This is a genomic window from Photorhabdus stackebrandtii (genome assembly GCF_011189495.1).
In the GTDB taxonomy this organism is placed as follows: Bacteria; Pseudomonadota; Gammaproteobacteria; order Enterobacterales; family Enterobacteriaceae; genus Photorhabdus; species Photorhabdus khanii.
Window position 1 is genome coordinate 38,798 of record NZ_PUJV01000025.1, and the last position, 21,202, is coordinate 59,999.

Annotated in this window: 21 protein-coding genes, 1 other RNA gene and 3 pseudogenes; 10 read left to right on the top strand and 15 right to left on the bottom strand. The window is 44.0% G+C overall.

Features of this window, described 5'->3' with window-relative positions; genetic code table 11:
* Window positions 1-87 precede the first annotated feature (87 nt).
* Window positions 88-1,425: an ATP-dependent RNA helicase SrmB gene (gene srmB, locus C5470_RS17250; RefSeq protein ID WP_166290904.1), complete on the top strand. Its 1,338-nt coding sequence runs from the start codon at window positions 88-90 to the stop codon at window positions 1,423-1,425.
* A gap of 263 nt (window positions 1,426-1,688) precedes the next feature.
* Here srmB and lhgO read toward each other — a convergent pair whose 3' ends face one another.
* Window positions 1,689-2,528 (bottom strand): L-2-hydroxyglutarate oxidase, encoded by an 840-nt coding sequence (lhgO, locus tag C5470_RS17255; protein ID WP_166290906.1) that lies wholly within the window; start codon window positions 2,526-2,528, stop codon window positions 1,689-1,691.
* Window positions 2,449-3,041, bottom strand: a pseudogene (locus C5470_RS17260) (ISAs1 family transposase); the annotation flags it as partial. The pseudogene C5470_RS17260 and the gene lhgO, both read right to left, overlap by 80 nt.
* 968 nt (window positions 3,042-4,009) lie before the next feature.
* Between C5470_RS17260 and C5470_RS17265 the strand changes: the two are divergent.
* Complete coding sequence (locus C5470_RS17265) at window positions 4,010-4,198, top strand: hypothetical protein (RefSeq protein WP_166290908.1); 189 nt, start codon at window positions 4,010-4,012, stop codon at window positions 4,196-4,198.
* A 31-nt stretch (window positions 4,199-4,229) separates the two neighbouring features.
* Here the strand turns inward: C5470_RS17265 and C5470_RS17270 are convergent, their stop codons facing one another.
* Both C5470_RS17270 and C5470_RS17275 read right to left on the bottom strand, forming a co-directional pair.
* Window positions 4,230-4,817, bottom strand: coding sequence for an ankyrin repeat domain-containing protein (locus C5470_RS17270; protein WP_166290910.1), 588 nt, complete (start codon window positions 4,815-4,817; stop codon window positions 4,230-4,232).
* Window positions 4,818-4,832: 15 nt separating this feature from the next.
* Entirely contained in the window at window positions 4,833-5,846 is a 1,014-nt protein-coding gene (locus C5470_RS17275; protein WP_166290912.1) for a Tle-like phospholipase domain-containing protein, read from the bottom strand.
* Window positions 5,847-6,379: 533 nt separating this feature from the next.
* On the opposite strand from C5470_RS17275, the gene ung reads away from it, so the two are divergent.
* Window positions 6,380-7,060 carry a uracil-DNA glycosylase gene (gene ung / locus C5470_RS17280; RefSeq protein WP_166290914.1) on the top strand — a complete coding sequence of 227 codons (681 nt, stop codon included), beginning with the start codon at window positions 6,380-6,382 and terminating at the stop codon, window positions 7,058-7,060.
* Window positions 7,061-7,111: 51 nt separating this feature from the next.
* Here ung and grpE read toward each other — a convergent pair whose 3' ends face one another.
* On the bottom strand, window positions 7,112-7,693 hold the full coding sequence (gene grpE, locus C5470_RS17285) for a nucleotide exchange factor GrpE (RefSeq protein ID WP_166290916.1): 582 nt from the start codon (window positions 7,691-7,693) through the stop codon (window positions 7,112-7,114).
* 123 nt (window positions 7,694-7,816) lie between these two features.
* Between grpE and nadK the strand changes: the two genes are divergently transcribed.
* The 3 genes from nadK (at window position 7,817) to bamE (ending at window position 10,906) form a co-directional block, all read left to right on the top strand.
* Window positions 7,817-8,695: an NAD(+) kinase gene (gene nadK, locus C5470_RS17290; RefSeq protein WP_166290918.1), complete on the top strand. Its 879-nt coding sequence runs from the start codon at window positions 7,817-7,819 to the stop codon at window positions 8,693-8,695.
* 88 nt (window positions 8,696-8,783) lie between these two features.
* Window positions 8,784-10,445 (top strand): DNA repair protein RecN, encoded by a 1,662-nt coding sequence (gene recN, locus C5470_RS17295; protein ID WP_166290937.1) that lies wholly within the window; start codon window positions 8,784-8,786, stop codon window positions 10,443-10,445.
* Between the two features lie 113 nt (window positions 10,446-10,558).
* The gene (gene bamE, locus C5470_RS17300) at window positions 10,559-10,906 is read left to right on the top strand and encodes an outer membrane protein assembly factor BamE (protein ID WP_166290920.1); all 348 of its coding nucleotides are present in this window, start codon (window positions 10,559-10,561) and stop codon (window positions 10,904-10,906) included.
* Window positions 10,907-10,963: 57 nt separating this feature from the next.
* On the opposite strand, the gene C5470_RS17305 is transcribed toward bamE, so the two are convergent.
* Window positions 10,964-11,257, bottom strand: coding sequence for an RnfH family protein (locus C5470_RS17305; protein WP_166290922.1), 294 nt, complete (start codon window positions 11,255-11,257; stop codon window positions 10,964-10,966).
* Window positions 11,250-11,684, bottom strand: a complete 435-nt coding sequence (locus C5470_RS17310) for a type II toxin-antitoxin system RatA family toxin (RefSeq protein WP_166290924.1) — start codon at window positions 11,682-11,684, stop codon at window positions 11,250-11,252. The genes C5470_RS17305 and C5470_RS17310 overlap by 8 nt, the downstream gene beginning before the upstream one ends.
* A 157-nt stretch (window positions 11,685-11,841) precedes the next feature.
* Between C5470_RS17310 and smpB the strand changes: the two genes are divergently transcribed.
* The 4 genes from smpB (at window position 11,842) to C5470_RS17335 (ending at window position 13,856) form a co-directional block, all read left to right on the top strand.
* Complete coding sequence (gene smpB, locus C5470_RS17315) at window positions 11,842-12,324, top strand: SsrA-binding protein SmpB (RefSeq protein WP_015833415.1); 483 nt, start codon at window positions 11,842-11,844, stop codon at window positions 12,322-12,324.
* 50 nt (window positions 12,325-12,374) lie between these two features.
* Window positions 12,375-12,738: a transfer-messenger RNA gene (gene ssrA, locus C5470_RS17320) on the top strand.
* A 621-nt stretch (window positions 12,739-13,359) separates the two neighbouring features.
* On the top strand, window positions 13,360-13,578 hold the full coding sequence (locus C5470_RS17330) for a hypothetical protein (RefSeq protein ID WP_146748122.1): 219 nt from the start codon (window positions 13,360-13,362) through the stop codon (window positions 13,576-13,578).
* 8 nt (window positions 13,579-13,586) lie between these two features.
* Entirely contained in the window at window positions 13,587-13,856 is a 270-nt protein-coding gene (locus tag C5470_RS17335) for a helix-turn-helix domain-containing protein (RefSeq protein WP_166290926.1), read from the top strand.
* Between the two features lie 588 nt (window positions 13,857-14,444).
* Here the strand turns inward: C5470_RS17335 and dinQ are convergent.
* The 8 genes and pseudogenes from dinQ to C5470_RS23950 all read right to left on the bottom strand — a co-directional run.
* Window positions 14,445-14,537, bottom strand: coding sequence for a damage-inducible type I toxin DinQ (gene dinQ, locus C5470_RS23280; protein WP_274521077.1), 93 nt, complete (start codon window positions 14,535-14,537; stop codon window positions 14,445-14,447).
* A gap of 422 nt (window positions 14,538-14,959) precedes the next feature.
* Window positions 14,960-16,598 (bottom strand): annotated as a pseudogene (locus C5470_RS17340) (hypothetical protein).
* Window positions 16,598-17,134, bottom strand: a complete 537-nt coding sequence (locus C5470_RS17345) for a baseplate complex protein (RefSeq protein ID WP_166290928.1) — start codon at window positions 17,132-17,134, stop codon at window positions 16,598-16,600. Before C5470_RS17345 ends, C5470_RS17340 begins: the two are co-directional and overlap by 1 nt.
* Window positions 17,106-17,816 carry a hypothetical protein gene (locus C5470_RS17350; protein ID WP_339916874.1) on the bottom strand — a complete coding sequence of 237 codons (711 nt, stop codon included), beginning with the start codon at window positions 17,814-17,816 and terminating at the stop codon, window positions 17,106-17,108. Before C5470_RS17350 ends, C5470_RS17345 begins: the two co-directional genes overlap by 29 nt.
* 17 nt (window positions 17,817-17,833) lie before the next feature.
* Window positions 17,834-18,454: a tail fiber assembly protein gene (locus C5470_RS17355; RefSeq protein WP_339916876.1), complete on the bottom strand. Its 621-nt coding sequence runs from the start codon at window positions 18,452-18,454 to the stop codon at window positions 17,834-17,836.
* On the bottom strand, window positions 18,454-20,262 hold the full coding sequence (locus C5470_RS17360) for a phage tail-collar fiber domain-containing protein (RefSeq protein ID WP_166290932.1): 1,809 nt from the start codon (window positions 20,260-20,262) through the stop codon (window positions 18,454-18,456). The genes C5470_RS17355 and C5470_RS17360 overlap by 1 nt, the downstream gene beginning before the upstream one ends.
* A 9-nt stretch (window positions 20,263-20,271) precedes the next feature.
* Window positions 20,272-20,928 carry a phage tail protein gene (locus C5470_RS17365; RefSeq protein WP_166290934.1) on the bottom strand — a complete coding sequence of 219 codons (657 nt, stop codon included), beginning with the start codon at window positions 20,926-20,928 and terminating at the stop codon, window positions 20,272-20,274.
* Window positions 20,921-21,073 (bottom strand): annotated as a pseudogene (locus C5470_RS23950) (baseplate J/gp47 family protein); the annotation flags it as partial. The pseudogene C5470_RS23950 and the gene C5470_RS17365, both read right to left, overlap by 8 nt.
* Window positions 21,074-21,202: the final 129 nt, after the last annotated feature.

Consider the following 21,202-nt stretch of genomic DNA (forward strand, 5'->3'; position numbering starts at 1 on the left):
TAAAAGCTATCTGCCTTATTGACAGCTTTAATAGATGAACAATACGTCCAACCTGTTTATAATCGGCGGCCTACACAGAGGTATATAATGACTGCAACAAATTTTTCTGAGCTCGATCTTGATGAACGCCTGCTTGATGCTCTAAATGATAAAGGTTACTCCCGCCCAACAGCAATTCAGGCTGCTGCTATTCCGGCAGCAATGGATGGACGTGATGTTCTGGGTTCCTCGCCTACTGGAACAGGTAAAACCGCAGCTTACCTGCTGCCAATTCTGCAACACTTACTCGATTTTCCACGCAAAAAATCTGGCCCGCCACGCATTTTGATCCTGACACCAACCCGTGAACTGGCAATGCAAGTGGCAGACCAAACAAAAGAACTGGCTGCGCATACTAATCTGGATGTTGCTACGATTACCGGCGGTGTGGCCTATATGAACCACGCAGAAGTTTTCAGCGAGAATCAGGATATTGTCGTCGCCACCACCGGTCGTCTGCTGCAATATATCAAAGAAGAAAACTTTGATTGCCGGGCAGTTGAAACACTCATCCTTGATGAAGCAGATCGTATGCTGGATATGGGGTTTGCCAATGATATTGAAACCATAGCGGGCGAAACCCGTTGGCGCAAACAGACCATGCTGTTCTCTGCGACTTTAGAAGGGGAAGCCATCCGTGATTTTGCAGAACGCTTGCTGGAAGATCCGGTTGAAATTGATGCAGAGCCGTCACGTCGTGAACGCAAAAAAATTCAGCAATTCTACTACCGCGCAGACAATCTGGAACACAAAACAGCCCTGCTTTGCCATTTACTGAAACAATCTGATGTCACTAAATCCATCATTTTTGTTCGCAAACGTGAACGTGTACATGAGCTTGTAGATGGACTGCGTCAAGCCGGTATCAAAGCCTGGCTCCTCGAAGGGGAAATGGTACAGGCTAAAAGAACAGAAGCTGTTAAGCGTTTGAATGATGGCAGCGTCAATGTTCTGGTTGCCACTGATGTGGCTTCCCGCGGATTGGATATTGATGATATCAGTCATGTTTTTAACTTCGATTTACCACGCACCGCCGATGTTTACCTGCATCGTATCGGCCGGACGGCTCGCGCTGGTCGCAAAGGTACCGCAATTACCTTAGTAGAAGCACATGATAATGCTTTATTGGGTAAAATAAGCCGCTATCTGAACGAACCACTGAAATCACGGATTGTTGATGAACTTCGCCCAACAACCAAAGCACCAAGTGAGAAAACCAGCAATAAGCCATCGAAAAAAGTATTGGCTAAACGCAAAGAGAAAAAGAAAGCGGAAGAATCGAAGCAAAAAGTCAAAATACGCCATCGAGATAGCAAAAATATCGGTAAGCGCCGTAAACCTTCTGGTCATTCAAAACCAGAAGTACCAACCAGTAGCGATGCGTAAATCTTTAAACGGGCCAATTGGCCCGTTAATTATAATATGCAGTTTCTCATAGTCAGATTATTCTGTGAGTAAATAGGCTCCGAGCAAATGTTTTTTTAAATTCGACATTCCGCACCCAATTCAGGAATGTCCGGTGATATTTTTCAAAATCTACCAACTTTATGTTTTGATTATCGCCCTGTTAAAGTGATAATCAAAGTATAAGGTTAAAAAACAGACGTCTGGGGGAATGATTGATGATTACTTTTACCGTTCTACTATATTCAAAAAATTGGAAAATATCTTCTTACAATCTCTCGTCCAATTTCTATTGATGCCGTTGCAGCTGGTGAAGGTGCATTGCAAACATGTAATGAACGATGACCAACTACAAAATGAAAATCATCTACCAATTTTCCATCAATTGTCAATGTTTGGGCACGAACTCCTGCTGCCCCCAAAGAGATGTCCTCTGATTGCAAATCAGGAATAAGCTGACGAGCATTTTCGGTAAAAAGTTGGAGCGAAAACGAACGTCGAATTTCTGCTATACCTTCACTGAAATAACGTGTAGCAATCTTCCAAAAACCTTTATAAGTGAGTATCTCCATCATGTCTTGCAGACAAAAATCAGTTTTGCAATATCCCTCTCGTTTAAAAGCTAATACCGCGTTTGGACCAACATCCCGTTTGCCATTGAACATTCGTGTGAAATGCACACCAAGGAATGGAAAATCAGGATTAGGAACAGGATATATCAGATGATTGACCAAATAATTTTTACTACTATCCAGAACGTAATACTCACCACGGAATGGTACAATTTTCATTCTTGTTTCATACCCCGCTAACCTAGCAATTCTATCGCTATGCAATCCAGCACAGTTCACAATCTGTTTGGCCTTATAACTCGCATGTAAGGTTTGTATTTCAACGTAGTCGGTATATTCATGAATTGAACACACCTGCTGTTGATAATAAATATTCCCATCTCTGTTTTGAATAATCTCAGCTAGTTTTTCCGCAATTTCTGGGTAATTCACAATTCCTGCATACGCCCAGCAGATAATCACCGCCCTGGGCGATAATTTTTTTAGCCATTTTAGTCTGGCATCCCATCGCATCGAGGGTGACCAAACAACTTTTGATGTCCAGTAAATCAATTAACTTCGGGATCGCCTTGATTTAATTATATTTTTTTCAGTTTTTAACTGACCCATGACAACGCCATTGGTCGTAGCAAATGCGCTCACCATATGGATAGCCGATAATCGTTTATGCCAATGCCCGGTTCCCCGTAAGGCCTTGCCATCAATCGCGATGATTTCACCCTCGGTACGTTTGCTTACCGCCTGAGTCCAGCGAATAAAGCCGTGTTGAAACTGGACAGGGTCAAGGCGGGAAATGATACGCGCTATTGTGTCATGTACAGGTAAGCCGGTTTGAAAAAATCCCTTTTCCTGAAGCCAGTTGATGCGCATATGCCCAAAGTCTTCGATATCTTCCCAACCTTCAGCGCCCGTCAAGACGGCACACATTGTCAGAAAAAGCACATCAAACAGGGGATAGCTGATTTTGGCAGACTGGCGAGGATCGTTGATTTCACCGAAATACTGAGAAAAAGCATCGAGTTCCATTAGGGTACTCCCGAAAAAAGGAGTATAAGATCACAACTGAATTCGTGGGTCAAATGGATTAATTTTGATTAAATAACGTTCGTGATCTCACCCTGACTACTTGGTTCACTACTTTAGCTCCAATTTTTATTCACTTATGGATGAACATGGTTTCTTTAAAAAACAGCAAGTATTAATATAATAACCTCAAAGGAATAAATAAGTTTTCATAATTATGCTCCATCTCCAACCAGCCCTTGTGTACTAAGACATACAGTCTTTTCATCCAAGCAGTCCGTAAAATCAGTGAGATAGGCTACAGAACCAACATTGCTTAAAAAGAAAACAAAAGGCATAGGTGTATCGGTATTATGGAAAGCTATTTATGTCACCAGGTTCACTCATACCTCTTTCCAGTTTTAGAATTTCTTTCAGATTATTTCAGATCAGATTTGTCCATAATGAATTCCTTAAATTTTAGTAAGTTTATTTTGGCAATCACGCCAATTTTTGATCATCTGTAATAAATGAGCAATCTTAAAGAGACCATAAACTCCGCTTCACAGCTAACAGTTATTTAGAAAAAAATTACTTTCAAAACAACCACGCTACCGCCAATTTATATGCGTGAATGCAATATAAATATAACACTTATCACAAGTTTATTTTTTTACCTTTAATTTAAATTAAAGTCAAACTCAAATAAATATGAACTGTTTTTTGAGATAAAGATCAAAGATAATTTAAATAAGTGAATATTATTTAATGTTAATTACGAGTTCTATTATTTATTTTTCACAAAAACATGCTACATCAGTAAATTAATTTGATTTTTTCCCTATTAGTTATAAATAAAGAAACATTTTCTCGAAAAAATAAATAATTTAACATTCTACGCCAAACAACTTACGAGAACCTCTAAATACTTCCCTTGATCTCGAAATTGAATAAAATATAAACAATGCCGTTCCTGACAAGGTAACCTCATCATGATGATTCGCTCTTCTCAGCAAAAATATCCTAGCGCAGGTAATTTACCTAAGCGCTATGCTTACTTATTGGAAACATTAAGCATGTTTGAATTACCAGCGAAGCTTCCTGACAGAAAATATCCGAGAATAGTGAGGCGTAAACCGCAAAAATACCCGGTAAAAAGAGAGGCCAGTCAGCTTAACTGACTGGCATTAGGCCAAATAGCCCGTTTTTATCTTACTTTAAATAATATCGGCTGACTTGCTGCGCTTTCAGCCAATTATTGACTTTATCATATTCAGCCTGCATCTCACGGCTACGTACTTTCAGTGGTGTGAGATTGAAATAGATCTGGAACGTTGACTGCTGCTTATTCTGTAATGTGGGATCAGCGCCTGACTTCAACAATATCAACGCCAGTTCCGGTGAGTTAATTTTAGCTGCAATATGTAACGGAGTATCCCCAACCCGATTAACCAAGTTGGGGTTAGCTCCTGCTATCAGCAGTAATTTAACCTGAATCTTTCTCCCTACCTGAACCGCAACATGTAAAGGTGTTGCTAAAGTGACAGGATGAATAATATTCACATCAGGCGAGAATGATAATAAAGATTTGAGATAATCAGGATTGCTGATTTTTACAGCCGTATGTAAAGCACTTTCTTGTTGTAAACCCGGTTGAGCAGGATCAGCGCCCTCTTTCAGCAAAGTATTAATATCATTCATTCGCTGATTGAATATCGCCCATTGCAACGGATTTATATTTTCTTCATCCTGCTGAAAATTCAGTTCAGATTCAAGCTCAACGACTTCACAGATTTTCATAATATCCCTTTGCAATCATGCAGAAACGATTATATTTGATTCGTTAAGCATCACCAAAGACTCTTCTTGCCGTTCATTATTTAAAGATATCCAAGGTTTATATATCGTTAATAATTCCAACACCTTCTTAAGAGAATGTGCATTGAATCCACGCATCAGAGAAGGAAACCATTTGTTCGATTCGCCCCAATCACCATTATATTTCAGTAAAATTTTATGTCCTATCGGCTGAGACACTGGCAGTTTCTGTTGTAATGAATCAAGCACGTCATATTCCACAACATAATGCCGTATCAATCCATTCTCAGCTCTATTTCTGCCCTCTTGTGGTGAAAGCCCCAGATTTTTCATCATACTGTCGGAAACACCGGCTGAATTAAATATCACCGCAGGCTTTCCAACTGATAATGCCGCTGTTGCCGCTAATCCTCCCCCCAAAGAATGCCCAGTAAATAACATATTTTCCCCAAACGCCATTCTGGCAGTACGGGCTAAATCAACAGCCTGATGGTATTGCGCTTCATCAAACCCAAAACCTTGCCGTAAGTTAGTCAATATATCTTTCAAATCGTTAGTACCCGCAAAAGCAACGATATGGAGATCACCATTACGATAAATACCTGCCTGAAAACCCGTTGTTTCATTTCTCAAATTTGCCGGTTCTATTCCTGCATTTAATAACTCGCTATCAGAAAGACGGACATAATCACCAATTCCCATAGTGGTTCTTATATAGACATCATCAGAAATCAAAGCCAACATATAATCAATTTCATGAGATTGTTTACCATTAATCTGTTCCGCTTTAATTCCTGTCATTGATTTTAAATTGATGTTAATACTCTGTGCATTAACTAATGATTGATAAATTCTATTGTTATTTTTAGTCGTTTCTGAGAGAGAAGAGACTTCAGTAGCCGCTTTCTTAATATTCTCGGTTGGAACAGAAGGTGATGTAACAAGCTGAAGATTATTTAAAACAGGAAAATCTGAACCTATTGATAGATTGATACCAATTGATAAACTCATAAAATTCCCTAACGATAGTTGAAAATAATTAGCTATTTAATTGGTGCAATTAATCTATCGGCAGGAAACAACATAAGGTTAAATAAATGTTTAAATTTTGTTAATAAAAATGATGAATTGTGATTTCTATCTCTGATATCAGCGCAATTTCTACCTAGTATTTACCAGCAACTTGGATACCAATCATCATTTCTATCTCCACATTCATGCAATAAACCAAATCATCAAGAACATCATCCTGGTTATTTGGTCAAACCAATATCTCTGATGCTTGTATACCAACACGAATGAGGATACCTATTGATTCAACCCAGTTAATTTCATATAGTTACTATAAATATATTGTAACCTTATGGTTTAAATAAATATTTATAGCCAATTACAGAGAAATTATTTTAATAAATTTTCAAAAACACGTTACGACATTGAAATATTTATCAAAAATTTCGTTTTAGTGTTCATTAAAGGTTTCCCTCTGATTTTGGAATCGGTAAGCTAACGTCCATCTGGTAATTATATAAAAAGGATTTGCTATGTCCGCATCTCTCACATGGCACGACGTGATCGGTAACGAGAAAAAACAACCTTACTTTCTCGACACACTGGCTTATGTCGCAAAAGAACGTCAGGCAGGTAAAACCATTTATCCGCCGCAACAGGATGTATTTAATGCATTCCGCTATACCGAATTGGCTGACATTAAGGTTGTGATACTTGGGCAAGACCCTTACCACGGCCCTAATCAGGCACATGGCCTCTCTTTCTCAGTTCAACCTGGTATTCCTGCGCCACCTTCACTGGTCAATATGTACAAAGAGCTGGTATCCGATATACCCGGCTTCCAATACCCAAATCATGGCTGCCTCATTAGTTGGGCCAAACAAGGGGTACTCCTGCTCAATACCGTATTAACCGTAGAACGTGGTAACGCTCACTCTCACGCAAATTTGGGCTGGGAAACTTTCACTGATAAAGTCATTGCCGCGATTAACGAGCACCGTTCAGGCGTAGTTTTTCTTCTTTGGGGATCTCACGCCCAGAAAAAAGGCAACTTTATTGATGCCAATAAACACCACGTTCTCAAAGCACCTCATCCATCTCCGCTATCTGCCCACAGAGGATTCTTTGGCTGTAAACACTTTTCAAAAGCCAATGAATTGCTGGAAAAACAAGGAATGGTGCCAATTAACTGGACACCTGAGTTGCCACAGTGAAAAAATGCCGCCCCGGTTGGAGCGGCATTGATTATCTACACTGAGCTAAAATTACTTTGATACGGCTACCATTGCCGGACGCAATAAACGGCCATTTAAGGCATACCCTTTCTGCATGACCATCATGACATGATTCGGCTCATGCTGATCGGATTCCATCATGGTCATAGCCTGATGAACTTCAGGATTAAAAGGAATATCAGTGTCGCCGACAACTTCAATACCAAATTTACCAACAGCCCCCAGGAAGGATTTCAACGTCAGTTCAATACCTTCAATCATTGGCGCTATTTCGGTATTGGTGCGATCTGCTGCCTCCAGAGCACGCTCAAGATTGTCAATCACCGGCAACAGTTCATTAGCAAATCTTTCCAGCGCGAATTTATGGGCTTTTTCTATATCTTGCTCAGTACGACGACGGATATTTTCAACCTCAGCTTTAGCACGCAAAATAGCATCACGTTCACGCTGTTGTGCCTGCCTGAGCTGTTCTTCCAGCTCTGCGACACGCGGCTCAACAACGCTTTCAGTCTCTGATGCTTCTGCTTTATCCGCACTGTTTTGCTGTTCAGATACAACTTCCATATCTTCCGAGACTTGCTCGTCAGGCATTTTTTGTTCTTTACTACTCATGAATATCTCCGCGTATTTGGCATTAATCTCGCTACTTAGCTTATTATGGGGATCTAAACTGGGGATTCAAGGGAACCCGTCATATTGTGAGGGCAAAACCTCTTGCTGAAGGAAATTACAACGATGAATAAAAAATTCAAATGCATTGGTATTGTTGGCCATCCTCGTCACCCAGAAGCACTCGCTACTCATGAGGTGCTTTATCATTGGTTAAAGTCCAAAGGTTACTGCGTCATTGTTGATCGCCAGGTAGCCAAAGATATTGGTTTAAAAGATGCACAGACCGGCGGACTGACTGAAATTGGTAAACAAGCTGATTTAGCCGTCGTTGTTGGTGGCGACGGCAATATGCTTGGGGCTGCCCGGGTTCTTTCCCGTTATGACATTAAAGTCATTGGAATTAACAGAGGTAATCTGGGTTTTCTAACAGACTTAGATCCTGATAATGCCCTGCAACAACTTTCTGAAGTACTGGATGGCGAATACCGGAATGAACAACGTTTCTTGCTGGAAGCACAGGTCAAAAGAAACGGCCAGAAACCCCGTATCAGTACCGCAATCAACGAAGTCGTTCTCCATCCTGGGAAAGTGGCTCACATGATTGAATTCGAAGTTTATATTGATGAACGTTTTGCTTTTTCCCAACGCTCTGACGGATTGATTATCGCAACACCAACGGGTTCAACTGCTTACTCACTCTCCGCAGGGGGGCCAATTCTGACACCTAACCTAGATGCTATCGTCCTGGTGCCGATGTTCCCACATACATTATCTGCCCGTCCATTGGTCATCAGCAGCGAAAGCAGCATCAGACTGAAATTTTCCCAAAACAGCAACGATTATGAAGTCAGTTGCGATAGCCAAATAGTTCTGCCTATACAGGATGGCGAGGATGTTATTATTAGCCGCAGCAAACAGAAGCTCAATCTCATTCACCCTAAAGATTATAATTACTTCAATACATTAAGCACAAAACTAAGCTGGTCTAAAAAAATGTTCTAAAAAAACAGGTCTCACTACTTTACTGTATAAAAAACCAGTTTATACTGTATGAAAATACAGAGGTGTTTTTATACACAGGAGAGGCATGATGCTCACCCAGTTAACTATTAGCAACTTTGCCATTGTTCGTGAGCTTGAAATTGATTTCCGGTCAGGTATGACAGCCATCACGGGTGAAACCGGCGCCGGCAAATCCATCGCAATTGATGCATTAGGCTTATGTCTGGGCAATCGCGGTGAGACCAATATGGTACGTAACGGCGCTTCCCGTGCTGATATTTGCGCCCATTTTTCTCTTTCTGATGCACCTTCTGCCCGTCAATGGCTGGAAGAACATCAACTTGATGACAGTAATGAATGCTTATTGCGCCGTACCATAACTTTAGATGGCCGCTCAAGAGGCTTTATCAATGGTACAGCGGTACCACTTTCGCAATTACGTGAACTGGGTGCTCACCTTATTCAGATTCACGGCCAGCACGCCCACCAATTACTCTTGGAGAGTGGTCACCAAAAACGCCTGCTCGATACTTACGCTAATCAGTTCAATCTGCAAAATGAGATGAAACAGGCCTATCAGAAATGGCACCAAAGCTGTCAGGATCTGGCACAATTCCAGCAACAGGCTCTTGAGCGCCAATCTCGTCAACAATTACTGGAATATCACCTGAAAGAGCTAAATGAATTAGCCCCACAGCCAGGTGAATATCAAGAGCAAGATAATGAATACAAACGGCTGGCAAACCGTGGTCAGCTCCTATCGGTTAGTCAGAATGCCCTCCAGCTACTGAGTGATAATGATGAGCAAAATATTATCAGTCTGTTGAATTACGCTAAACACGAACTGGCAGAACTCATCACAATGGATGATAAATTCGGTAACCTGCTGACTATGCTGGAAGAAGCATCCATCCAAATTAATGAAGTCAGCGACGAACTCCGCCACTATGGTGATCAACTGGATATGGATCCAAATCGCCTGTTTGAACTGGAGCAGAAAATTTCGCAGCAAATCAGAGTAGCCCGTAAACACCATGTTGTACCGGAAGAGCTTCCCTCACTACATCAACAATTACAGGAAGAACAGCAACTGCTGGCACAACAAGAAGATGATTGTGCTCATCTCTGCGAGCAGGTTAACAGACACCATAAACAAGCATTAAGAGTAGCAGAAAGGCTACATCTGGTTCGCCAGCAATACGCTAAAGAGTTAAGTGAGCTAATTACTAACAGTATGCATCAGCTTTCCATGCCTCATGGTCGCTTGACCGTTGATGTCTCTTTTGCGCCTGAACACTTAAATGCTGATGGCGCAGATAAAGTTGAATTTAATGTCACCACTAACCCTGGTCAGCCACACCAATCACTGGCAAAAGTCGCCTCAGGTGGTGAGCTTTCCCGTATTGCACTGGCAATTCAGGTTATAACGGCTAAGAAAATGGAAACCTCAGCCCTGATATTCGACGAAGTGGACGTGGGTATCAGTGGCCCAACAGCCGCAATTGTCGGTCGTCTGTTACGTGAATTAGGCGAGTCTACCCAAGTCATGTGCGTCACTCACCTACCCCAGGTAGCTGGTTGCGGTCATCAGCATTTTTATGTCAGTAAACAGACCGATGGTGAAGAAACTGAAACGCAAATGCAATTACTGGACAAAAAAGCCAGATTACAAGAACTGGCGCGGCTTCTTGCAGGCAGTGAAGTCACAAAAAATACCCTAGCGAACGCAAAAGAGCTGTTGGCAGCATAATATGACACAACTTTTACTGATATTTGGGGTCATAGCTAAAACTTGTAGAGGTTTTCAATCTCGTCAAGGTCTATTATTATCAACACCCTGACTCCTAAAGGAATGTAATTACCATGCGCTGTAAAATGTTGACTACCGCTGCTGTATCATTCGTTATGCTGACCGCGGGTTGCTCTACGTTGGAACGGGTTGTTTATCGCCCTGACATTAATCAGGGGAACTATCTGACATCTGCTAATGTATCAAAAATCCACAAGGGGATGACCCAGCAACAGGTAGCCTATACATTAGGAACACCCATGTTACAGGACCCGTTTGGTACTCAAACATGGTTTTATGTGTTTCGTCAGCAACCTGGGCATGAAAAAGTGACTCAGCAAACCCTAACACTGACGTTTGACAGTAGTGGTGTACTGACTGACATTAAAAACGAAAACTCACTTACTGAGAATCCTCAATAATCAAATAGATATAGACAGCTAGTCATAAAAACAGATGACTAGCTGTCTATTGATAAATTATTGAGCATTATTTTTAGCCCGTTCAGCACGCTTACGACGCATTTCTTTTGGATCGGCTAACAATGGGCGATAAATTTCCACCCTATCACCCTCTTCCAAAATATCCGTCAGCTTAGCGGGACGGCTATAAATTCCAACTTTATTTTTTTGCAGATCAATATCATTACGCAAAGTCAGCAGACCTGACGCAATTATCGCCTGCTCTACAGTCGCCCCTTGGGACAATTTCACAGTACGCAGATATTGGCGCTCAGGCAATGCATAAACAACTTCGATATTGATATCAGGCACTATAAACCTCACGTGCACGCAGAGTGAAAGCCTGTATCATACTTCCAGCCAACTCCTTAAAAATCTTACCGAAAGCTAATTCAATCAGCTTATTAGTAAATTCAAAATCAAGGTGAAGCTCAACTTTACAGGCATCTTCACTCAGAGGTATAAACTGCCAACCTCCCATCAACTTACGAAAAGGCCCCTCCACCAGTTGCATATTAATGCTTTGGTTATCAGCAAGGATATTCCGGGTAACAAAAGTCTTGCTTATACCCGCTTTGGAAACATCGACTGACGCAGTCATTTCATGACGGCTGATGCTCAACACACGGCTGCCGACACATCCCGGTAGAAAATCCGGATAAGAACTCACATCATTGACCAATTTGTACATTTGTTCCACGCTGTACGGTACTAACGCAGAGCGACTAATCTGTGGCATATCATTTCCTGTAAGGCTCAATTGTGGCAAATAATATCACCTATACGTGATTAAAGAAAAACCTGTCAGCGTATAATGCAATAAATACTCATTAATCAGCAAATATGCTGCGGGAAAAGATTTCTTTCATCAAAGCATTCAGTATAATGCATACACTATGACAAAGAAAAAAGCACACAAACCCGGTTCGGCAACCATTGCCATGAATAGACGAGCCCGTCACGAATACTTCATTGAAGAAGAATTTGAGGCTGGCCTCTCGTTACAAGGATGGGAAGTCAAATCACTGCGCGCTGGTAAAGCAAATATCAGCGACAGTTACGTTTTACTCAAAGATGGCGACGCTTATCTTTTTGGTGCCACCATCACTCCGTTAAATGTAGCTTCTTCCCATGTCGTCTGTGATCCTATGCGTTCACGCAAACTCTTACTCAACCAGCGCGAACTTGACTCATTATATGGCCGAGTCAATCGTGAAGGTTACACCGTTGTTGCCTTATCTCTCTATTGGAAAAACGCCTGGTGTAAAGTCAAAATTGGCGTAGCAAAAGGCAAAAAGGCACACGACAAACGTTCGGACATTAAAGAACGTGAATGGAAATTAGACAAAGCACGTATTATGAAGAATGCTGGGCGATAAATTCTGGCATTATAGTTTAATATTCTGATATACTTGCTTTTAAGACACTTGGGGCTGATTCTGGATTCGACGGGATTCGCGAAACCCAAGGTGCATGCCGAGGGGCGGTTGGCCTCGTAAAAAGCCGCAAAAAAATAGTCGCAAACGACGAAAAATACGCACTAGCAGCTTAATAACCTGCGTAGAGCCCTCTCTCCCTAGCCTCCGCTCTTAGGACGGGGATCAAGAGAGGTCAAACCCAAAAGAGATCGCGTGGATGCCTTGCCTAGGGTTGAAGCGTTAAATCTAATCAGGCTAGTTTGTTAGTGGCGTGTCTATCCGCAGCTGGCAAGCGAATGTAAAGATTAGACTAAGCATGTAGTACCGAGGATGTAGGAATTTCGGACGCGGGTTCAACTCCCGCCAGCTCCACCAAATAAATCAAGGGGTTACGTGAGAGCGTAGCCCCTTTTTCTTTGTCTATGTCCACTTTACGTCCACCCATTTTATTTTTATGGGCATCAATTGACACTACCTGCACCTCCGCATTCCTTCTGGTTCACCACTGAAACTACTTAAGATACTTGAACGTAACCCTGAGCTTATTAATGAATTAAGAGTACTTTAATTAATACTTTCACTTTCTCCCCTGTCATAACGCAAACGGAGAAAACAATTTCAGTTCTGTATATCCTGTAAAGCCGTGCCTTATCTGATTTCTATGACAAAGCACAGCTTTCCGTCATGATCTTATTTTTCACGTAAAATATAATTTTTCCTTTAATATCATTGCATTGTAATTTCCCTCGTTGTCTTTTTTTGATCCAAAAACTGAAATTTCCTGAAAATCTTTTCAAACCTTTCAGTTTGTGATTTCTCTCACACCGCCAGTTCTGGCGCGGTTTGGCAGTTTGACTTGTAGGATTTTAAAACTGAAAAAATTTTTTGATCCAAAACGTGCAGGCGGGTGCGGTGTAGTGCCGTTTTCGCCATAAGCCCATTTATTTCGTCATAAGCGCAGTGAGACAAACCGTCACTAAGGTATTTATTTGATTCTTGAGTCAGATAATACAATCGGTTAAAGTAGTGTTGTCATTGGCAAAATCCAGTGACCAAGGTTTTGCAGCCTTGCGTTCATGGACGCTGGTAAGAAGTTTTTACCAGTGCGCCTGCTATCGCCCCTCTATGGCGGTTCAGGCAGGGGAGGTTAACACCTCGCCGGAAATGAACGCCGGTCTGCAAACCCTGTTTGAATCGCCACCACCAAAGAGGTAAGCAGGAATATGAAAAAAGACTGGCATACCGCCGATATTATCGCTGCGATACGTAAGAAGAATAAGACGCTGGCATCATTGTCCAGAGAGCACGGTTTAAACTCTTCAACATTAGCCAATGCTTTAACGCGGCCCTGGCCTAAAGGGGAATTGTTGATCGCTCAGGAAATTGGTGTAACCCCTGCTGAGATATGGCCCAGTCGGTATTTTGATGAAAATGAGCAACCTATCAAACGAACCGTTCGACATGATTTACCAAACAATTCTGATATCACATAAGTTATTTCTATATCCGAAAAAGTAACGACAACGTTTAAACCATTAAACTAATACAGTACTCTGAATTATCAGTTTTTTATTACACTCATTGCCCATTCTTTAATATCAGAATTGTATTCAAGCTCTATGAAGGTGTAAAAAAAGCCCGCATGTTGCGGGCGAGATAATTGTATTTCAGACCATCAAAACATGAATCCGCCACGCTGATTGATACCGCGTTTAAAGGCGTCCCTGTGTTATTATGTGTATGACTCGCGGTAAACTGAAAATTATTTAACCATATCAATCGATTAACTCATTAACTCCATTATACTAATCTGTTGACTACCCTCCCATACTACTGGAGCAATAATCGCTTGAGCACGGGTTCAAGTCCAGCCGGGATTGCCAAATTTAAGCTGCCAGATCAGTATATTAGACCACTTAAACAAGAGTGGCTTAGTAGGTTGATGAGTGCATGATGCTGCATGCATCTGGTTGCGTTTTGTGAGAGGTAAAGATTATAAAACACAGTAGCTTGATCAAAAGCGGTAAATGTTAAAGGCCATCGGGAGGTTACCCCGATGGCCTTAGCTACGTTTCCGTTATCTATTTCAGAAATGCACGGATCAGCTCTAAAAGCGCGATTAACGCTTTAAGAACGATGATAGCAGTATCAATAAAGGCTTTGAATGCTTTCATCCGTTTGCTCCAGTTGAGGAGCACGATTTACCCAGCCGTTGCCTTTACATTGCCTGTCCGGCTGGTTCTCATCAATGTTAGTTGAAGTGGATCGCGCTCCGGCCAAGGCTCTGAATCAGCACCACCTGTATTCAGCCAGGACTGACGAAAACTTGCGTAAGAGATACACAGGCTAAAACGCTCCTCAACTAACAGCCGTTGATTATAAGTTTATTTGGATACGATTCAATGGATTAATAGATAGGTAAAAACAAAAAAACCAACTGGTGAGGTTGGTTTTTTTGTTTTTGCGCTCTTAAACAGGTTGGTAACCCCAAGCTTAGCGCGATCCACTTCAACTAACATGAGAATTTTAATGCTTAGAACCGGAAATATCAACCGATAACATGACTATAAAACAAACAACACAGACAGATTAAAAGTCACCCAATCACAGGAGAATACTTCTGTCTCAATCCATCCGATTTATAGGCCGTATTCCTTATTGCGCTGGCGTTCTCCGGCATACCTGTGTTGTGGTGCGTATGCGCGGCGGTCAGTTCCGCTAATTCCTTAACCACATCCAGCGTCTCTAACATCAAGGTCATGACATTGATTTGCTGGCTGCCCACCCAAACCACTGGCGCGACGATTTCTTGCCGGGCTCCGGCGATGCTCTGCTTAAGCAAGCCAATTTTCTCTATCAGCTTTTGCCCGATTTCGATATTGGCCTCTTTCCCCACACTGGCAATGAAATTTGATGAGGTCGCCATACTATAGTCACCGTCTGCGATTTGCTGGACAGCACCCGCCAACAGCGTAGACGTGCCCAAAACCGTGGTTTTATCCGTGGCCTGTATCGTGGTTTCCCGTGCGAGTTTCCGTGTCTGCCCTGACTTCACGGTGCATGGACGATTCATTAATGGTCTGGTCAGTCTGACGAATCCAGTTCCCTTCCTGAGTTACCCTCTGCGAGACTTCCGCCCGCTGCTGCTGCAATTGTTCGCCTGGCTTGATATCGGGCAAGGTATTGCCCTGGCTTAATGTCTGCCGGATAAAGGGCTTATCCGGCCTGCCTGCCTCAAAAGCAATTTCAACCACCGTTCCGACTGGCGGATATTGAAACAGACCGGATTCACTGCCCGCCATCGGCAAAGGCAGCGGGACAGCGTGGTAAACAGGGACAGCGGCATCCTGACCATCATTATCTAGCAATTGAACATCAACCGCATAGCGTGGCCGGAATGGGTCAGAAATATCACCGCTAACCGTGCTTTCAGTGTGTGCCTCAATGCGGGCAAATTTGGGTAAGTGCAACCCTGCCGACAATTCGGGGTAGGCGGCATCAATCTGGCGCTGCATGGGCGTTCTGGTCTGAGACTGACCGGTCAATTCGTTGATGGCTTCCCATGTAATCACCATGCTTTCATTGTTCAGATTAACTTTGTTCAGCCGGTGCTGATTGACTACCACACCTGGGCGCAACGATGGGATCATGGGAATGGTCATGGCATTACCCGCCGTCTGGCGCTGGCTAAACTCATTGGGGATTTCCACATGTTTCCCCGCAAACATCGAATGCCCCCCACTGCCGACATAAACCGAGCCATCCGGTAACTGATACCAGATATAATCCTCAATCGAAAAGACCTGACCAAGATTAGCCAGCAACTGATAGCCGGTACCATGATGGGTAAAATGCGGGATAGGTGTCTCCGTATAAGGGGCAACCGGCAATGTGAAGGTGAGTCCGCTGTGCTCCTGCAACCAGTCCACAATCTGGCTCAGTGTTGGATGCTGAAATGAACACGGCCACAATCGATCAAACACCCCGACCAGCTCACGCACAAACAAACGCTGGTAACCGTTTTGGGCTGGCTGTGAGCGTGCCACATAGCCCGTGAACCAGCGCAATACCAAATCCGTGTAACCCACATCCAGCCGCGCCAATTTTCCAGTGTAATCGGTTGTCGTTTCCGCCGTGATAAAACCCCGGCCACAGGATGACAGTTCCAGCATAATATTGGCGTCAACCAGATGAATTTCATCACCGGAAAGATAGAGCCGGTTAATCGGTGTCATTATTTGGCGGGGCCTATTTTGTCATTAATCGATTTCAATACTTTTCTTTCAAACCAGCTTAATTTTTCCGGCGCTTCTTTTGCTGCGGCTGCGCCCTGCCCTGTTTGCTTTTTGGCCTGAATATTATCGGCAGTGCGGGCGTCCCGTTTTTCAGCAACAGAGAAGTGTTCACGTAAAGTAAATGTGACCTGCCAGGCCTGTTTACCGTCGATTTTGCTGGCATCAATAGTATGGGTGAATGTCCCGATACGAAAATTGATGGCCTGCGCGGTAAGGTTGGCGACACGGTAGCGTTTTAGGCTGCCGCCGTCTTTCGCTTCTGCCAAGGCAAATAAGCGTGACAGCGTTTTTTGTTCGGGAAAGGGGATGATCCCCGTAATGCGCAACTCTTTAGGCTTAATGCCTTGCTCTGCCACGGCGGTACTGGATGACTGGCCGCTTTGGTCTGTGTCCTGAAATACCACCGATGGGGTTACAGTCAGACTTTTTAATGGTATGGCCTCGCCATCAAGGGCGAGTGTGATAATTTGGCTCATTGTGTAGCATCCTTTCTAATGCGCTAATATCGTCCCCGGTAAATAGTGTCGCCAGCGTGTAAACGGCGTCCTGTTCAGGGATATCCTGACGCAATTTTTCGGCCAGAAATGCGCCATTCCCTTTCTCTGAGAATACCCAGACACCCGCCGATTTGTCTCTGACGCCATTCAGGGCGGCAGTGACTTGTTGTAAGGCATTCTGTCTTGCCGTGGTGAAGTGTGTTAATTGCGATTTCAATCCCGCAATACTCTTGCTCACACTGGCCTGTGCCTTCGCCTGCGCAACCAATTGCGCATTCACGGCCAGGCGGCTGGTCGATGTTGAAAACGGTTGAGGCAGAGGCAAACCGCCCCCCGATCTCCCAGGCAATTGCATTTTGGTGATCGCCAGACATTCCGCTGTCTTTGCCATACGGGTAACCTGAGAAAATACCGGCAACGGCAACACTGCTGAAAATTGGGTTAAATGCTGGATAAATTCATTATGCGTCTTCGCGCAGATCATGAGTACCACGGCGCTCATATTTCCCGTTCCCCGGATTTTATTTGCCAGATAATTGATGGCGTTTGCCGGACTCAGATAGTGACCGCTGTCCGCTTTATGTCCGATGCCGTATACGAACGGATGAACGGACACTATCGAGCAATACATCCCCGCCATATTCGGGGAGATGCGCATCATTTTCCGTTGCCAATGCATCACGCAGGTTGCTCAGGCCAGTTGATATCGGGGGCAGTTGAAAGGTCTACTCGGTTCACCCGCACACGATATTTTTTCCATTCTACGAGCGCTGATTTTTCGGTATCAGTGGCGATATCCAGATCAATGGCATCCTGTAAAGGCTTAATTGCCGCATCTGCCTGCTGCTGTAGAGAGATTTTTTGCTGCTCAGCCTGTTCAATTTGATGAGATTTTAGGGCTGATTTATCTGTGACCCATTGCTTATTCTCCCACTTATCAAAGGGGGTTTGGGGTGATTGCAGGGTGAGATTATCTGGCAACGCGCCGATGGCGGTAATATTGATCGGCCGGCCTGTATCGGTTGTATACGCTGTTTTACTCCGATAGTCAGGCACATGTCGCCAGGATTTTTCATCTCCACTACGACAAATCGCAACGTCATGCGTACCAGGTAATTCAGGCGCATCCAGATACGCATTAGCGGCAACAGAAAAACCCCGTGGCACGTGATCCATATCGGCCCCAATATATTCCCGTGTTTCAGGATGACAACGATAAACCGCCACCCATCCGCTAACAATGGCTAACCCATCATCATCAAACCGAGCCATTTGAATATCTGCACTGTATTTAGCCACTACTTTACCCTCGTAATATAAATCACTGATTTGTTAACCGGTCGGTTTTCATTTGCGGTCGGAACCACTCTGGACGCGTCAAATGTCCATGAAACCACCCCACCACCGGCACCGGCTGCGCGACCGCCTGCCTTATACCGGTAGCTGAATGCCCCAGACGCGTTGCTCCCGCTCTCAATAGTGGGATTACCTAATGATCCCGTGATATTTCTGATCGCGTCCCCCTGAACACTCCCTAACGAACGACCGGAATCTAAACCGCGTCCTCTATCCAGACCACGCTTAAATAAGCCTCTGTCATCAGGTAATTTCAGATCGGGAAAAATTTTGGCCAGCTCAGGGTAATCTGCCGCACGGAATGAGCGCCCCTCATTGGGTTCATATCCGGCAGGTATCGGCGCAGCCGAATGCCATTCGATAGTGGCGCCAATAGGGATACCCATCGTCATTTTTTGCTCTACGGCACCGTTAGCGTTGAGAAATCGAGTGTGCAACTGTGCATCGGCATCAATCCAAATTTGCCCCGTGTCACCCCCTACTCCGATGCTCACCCCTTTGGCCCATCCATTTTCCCGCCCACAAGAAAACGGCCCCGAATAATGCCTGTCCGGTAGCGCAGTCATATAGGTAGTCTGGTGACAGGCGCCAACATCACCCGCCATCAAATTGATATCAGACAATAGCGATTTCCCGTTAATTTTCCTGTCATTGGGTACAGCATTCCTTGCCCGTTCGACGGTTTCCACTAAGCCTATGTTTTTGACAAATTCATTCTTATTGAGAATATCTGCGCCGTGCTGGTTTTTAGCCAGGCGACTATTGGCGTTTTCGCTGACAACAGTTAATGCGGCATTCGTGGCATAGTCCCCTTTCGACTGTTTCCCATGCAGACCGCTTTCCAATGCCTGCTGAGTCGCATATTCCCGTTTCATACTATCAATCTCTTGATGAATAGCGGAAATATCACGGTCATTCAATGACCCTTTAATGCGCAAATCCATCACATCACCGTGACCATCAACACCCGCGACCGCAAAGACATAATGCGGATACCCTGCCGCATCAATGTAGTTTTTAAGATCATTGGCTGTGGTGACACGAACGACGGTTTTCCACTGGCTGACCAAATTGCCTTGATAGCTAAAATCCGCATAAACACGGGTATCACGCAGGCGGTTAAGCGTTTGGTCAAACACCAATTCACCCCGCAACCCGCCAACATAAGCCAGCCCTTTTTTTACCGTGTATTGATCACCACTGCGAACCACGGAAAACCCATCACCGAAAAAAGCCGCCTCACCGTAACTGTCAGCATTAATCAGGCGCTGCATTTCATCGATGCCAGATAAACGGGCGGTAAAATCAATCTGCCAGGTTTCCGCCGTGGTCGTGATAGCGGTCTCTTTAGCTGCCCCGTCAAACTCCAGCAAGAAAGAACGGGTGAGTACATTTCCCTGTAATCCGTTCGCGGTCTTAATTTTTTTCTGAGTTGAGGCGTGGGTAATCATGCCAATAATGCCAGAAGCCTTATTTATCAGGCCAATCCAGTTAAAATCAAAATGACCGGCTTCCGTTCCCAATGTGACACTGTAGGCTACGGCGTTTTCGCTCGCTAACCCTGTTTTGTTCACAGCCTGACGATGCACAATATGACTTTCGGCAGGTAATTTCTCATCGCGATTAATGGCAAGAGCGGGATCTAAATCCGGCACATAAGCAAAAACAAATTCATCCAAAACCACGGGCTTTCCCGCCGCGGCCTGCTGCGCTTTCCATTTTTCAAAGTCTACGGTAATCACTGATGCCATATTATTTCCTTATAATGATGCACCGTAGGTCATATTCGGTGCGGTAATCGCCTTTAAACTGGCGCAATCAAAAACGGATTCACCCGACATGTCACCCACTTTTAATAGCAAAGGCGGCGAGGACATGGCCGCGTAATAACAGCAATATTCCGCGCCTAAACTGCCCACACGCATAAACAGTTTATTATTCGTTATCACTTCAAAACGGTAGCGTCGGCAGGTACGGCCGTACTGACGAATAATGTTCATCAGCAAATCAGGATGCTCGGCTATTTGACCGTCACTGATCCGCAAAATAATCACATCCCAATCTATCCCTAGCTGACGTTCCAGTACTTCAACATGGCCGACACCTAAACGTTCAAAGATAGCGATAAATCCCGCGACACTGCCCGCCTCTCTGGCGTTAATAAAGGCAAATGTTACCCGTTTGCGAAACAATTCCATTGGCTCACCATTAAATCGGTGAATATCCCGCTGATAGGCCAAAACTGATAATAGCGATTCTGAACACGTCTCCGCGTCCAGTTGGGCTAACGGCCATTTCAGCCTGGCATACATTGTCAGCCAGAATGCCCGCGCAGCACGGAGCAATTTGGCCGGTTCCCCCTTATCCATCCATGAGGGCAGCGCCAGCCGTGTTAGCCGCTCCTTAAATTCAGACATGCTTCACCTCAACTGACAGCGATTGCAGTCTGGGCACACTCAAATCACTGAGAATGTCATCCAATGAAAATGACAAAGATTCAATGTCGGTAAATTCACGGTGAATTTCACGCCCTAAGTTCGAAAAAGAAAATCGGGCATACGGCCTAATGCCGATCAGTTAAGGATCAGTTGACCGATCCAGTGGTTATGTAAGAATCCGTAACTTATAACGATTACGGATTTTTTTATGCTACTCAGCCAAGCTCTTGAGACTATCCATAACTATACACCG

What these genes read in the sequence shown, in the direction of transcription:
- srmB (WP_166290904.1), top strand. Translation starts at nt 88, where the DNA reads ATGACTGCAACAAATTTTTCTGAGCTCGATCTTGATGAACGCCTGCTT.
- lhgO (WP_166290906.1), bottom strand. Translation starts at nt 2,528, where the DNA reads ATGCGATGGGATGCCAGACTAAAATGGCTAAAAAAATTATCGCCCAGG.
- C5470_RS17265 (WP_166290908.1), top strand. Translation starts at nt 4,010, where the DNA reads ATGATGATTCGCTCTTCTCAGCAAAAATATCCTAGCGCAGGTAATTTA.
- C5470_RS17270 (WP_166290910.1), bottom strand. Translation starts at nt 4,817, where the DNA reads ATGAAAATCTGTGAAGTCGTTGAGCTTGAATCTGAACTGAATTTTCAG.
- C5470_RS17275 (WP_166290912.1), bottom strand. Translation starts at nt 5,846, where the DNA reads ATGAGTTTATCAATTGGTATCAATCTATCAATAGGTTCAGATTTTCCT.
- ung (WP_166290914.1), top strand. Translation starts at nt 6,380, where the DNA reads ATGTCCGCATCTCTCACATGGCACGACGTGATCGGTAACGAGAAAAAA.
- grpE (WP_166290916.1), bottom strand. Translation starts at nt 7,693, where the DNA reads ATGAGTAGTAAAGAACAAAAAATGCCTGACGAGCAAGTCTCGGAAGAT.
- nadK (WP_166290918.1), top strand. Translation starts at nt 7,817, where the DNA reads ATGAATAAAAAATTCAAATGCATTGGTATTGTTGGCCATCCTCGTCAC.
- recN (WP_166290937.1), top strand. Translation starts at nt 8,784, where the DNA reads ATGCTCACCCAGTTAACTATTAGCAACTTTGCCATTGTTCGTGAGCTT.
- bamE (WP_166290920.1), top strand. Translation starts at nt 10,559, where the DNA reads ATGCGCTGTAAAATGTTGACTACCGCTGCTGTATCATTCGTTATGCTG.
- C5470_RS17310 (WP_166290924.1), bottom strand. Translation starts at nt 11,684, where the DNA reads ATGCCACAGATTAGTCGCTCTGCGTTAGTACCGTACAGCGTGGAACAA.
- smpB (WP_015833415.1), top strand. Translation starts at nt 11,842, where the DNA reads ATGACAAAGAAAAAAGCACACAAACCCGGTTCGGCAACCATTGCCATG.
- C5470_RS17335 (WP_166290926.1), top strand. Translation starts at nt 13,587, where the DNA reads ATGAAAAAAGACTGGCATACCGCCGATATTATCGCTGCGATACGTAAG.
- dinQ (WP_274521077.1), bottom strand. Translation starts at nt 14,537, where the DNA reads ATGAAAGCATTCAAAGCCTTTATTGATACTGCTATCATCGTTCTTAAA.
- C5470_RS17345 (WP_166290928.1), bottom strand. Translation starts at nt 17,134, where the DNA reads ATGAGCCAAATTATCACACTCGCCCTTGATGGCGAGGCCATACCATTA.
- C5470_RS17350 (WP_339916874.1), bottom strand. Translation starts at nt 17,816, where the DNA reads ATGATGCGCATCTCCCCGAATATGGCGGGGATGTATTGCTCGATAGTG.
- C5470_RS17360 (WP_166290932.1), bottom strand. Translation starts at nt 20,262, where the DNA reads ATGGCATCAGTGATTACCGTAGACTTTGAAAAATGGAAAGCGCAGCAG.
- C5470_RS17365 (WP_166290934.1), bottom strand. Translation starts at nt 20,928, where the DNA reads ATGTCTGAATTTAAGGAGCGGCTAACACGGCTGGCGCTGCCCTCATGG.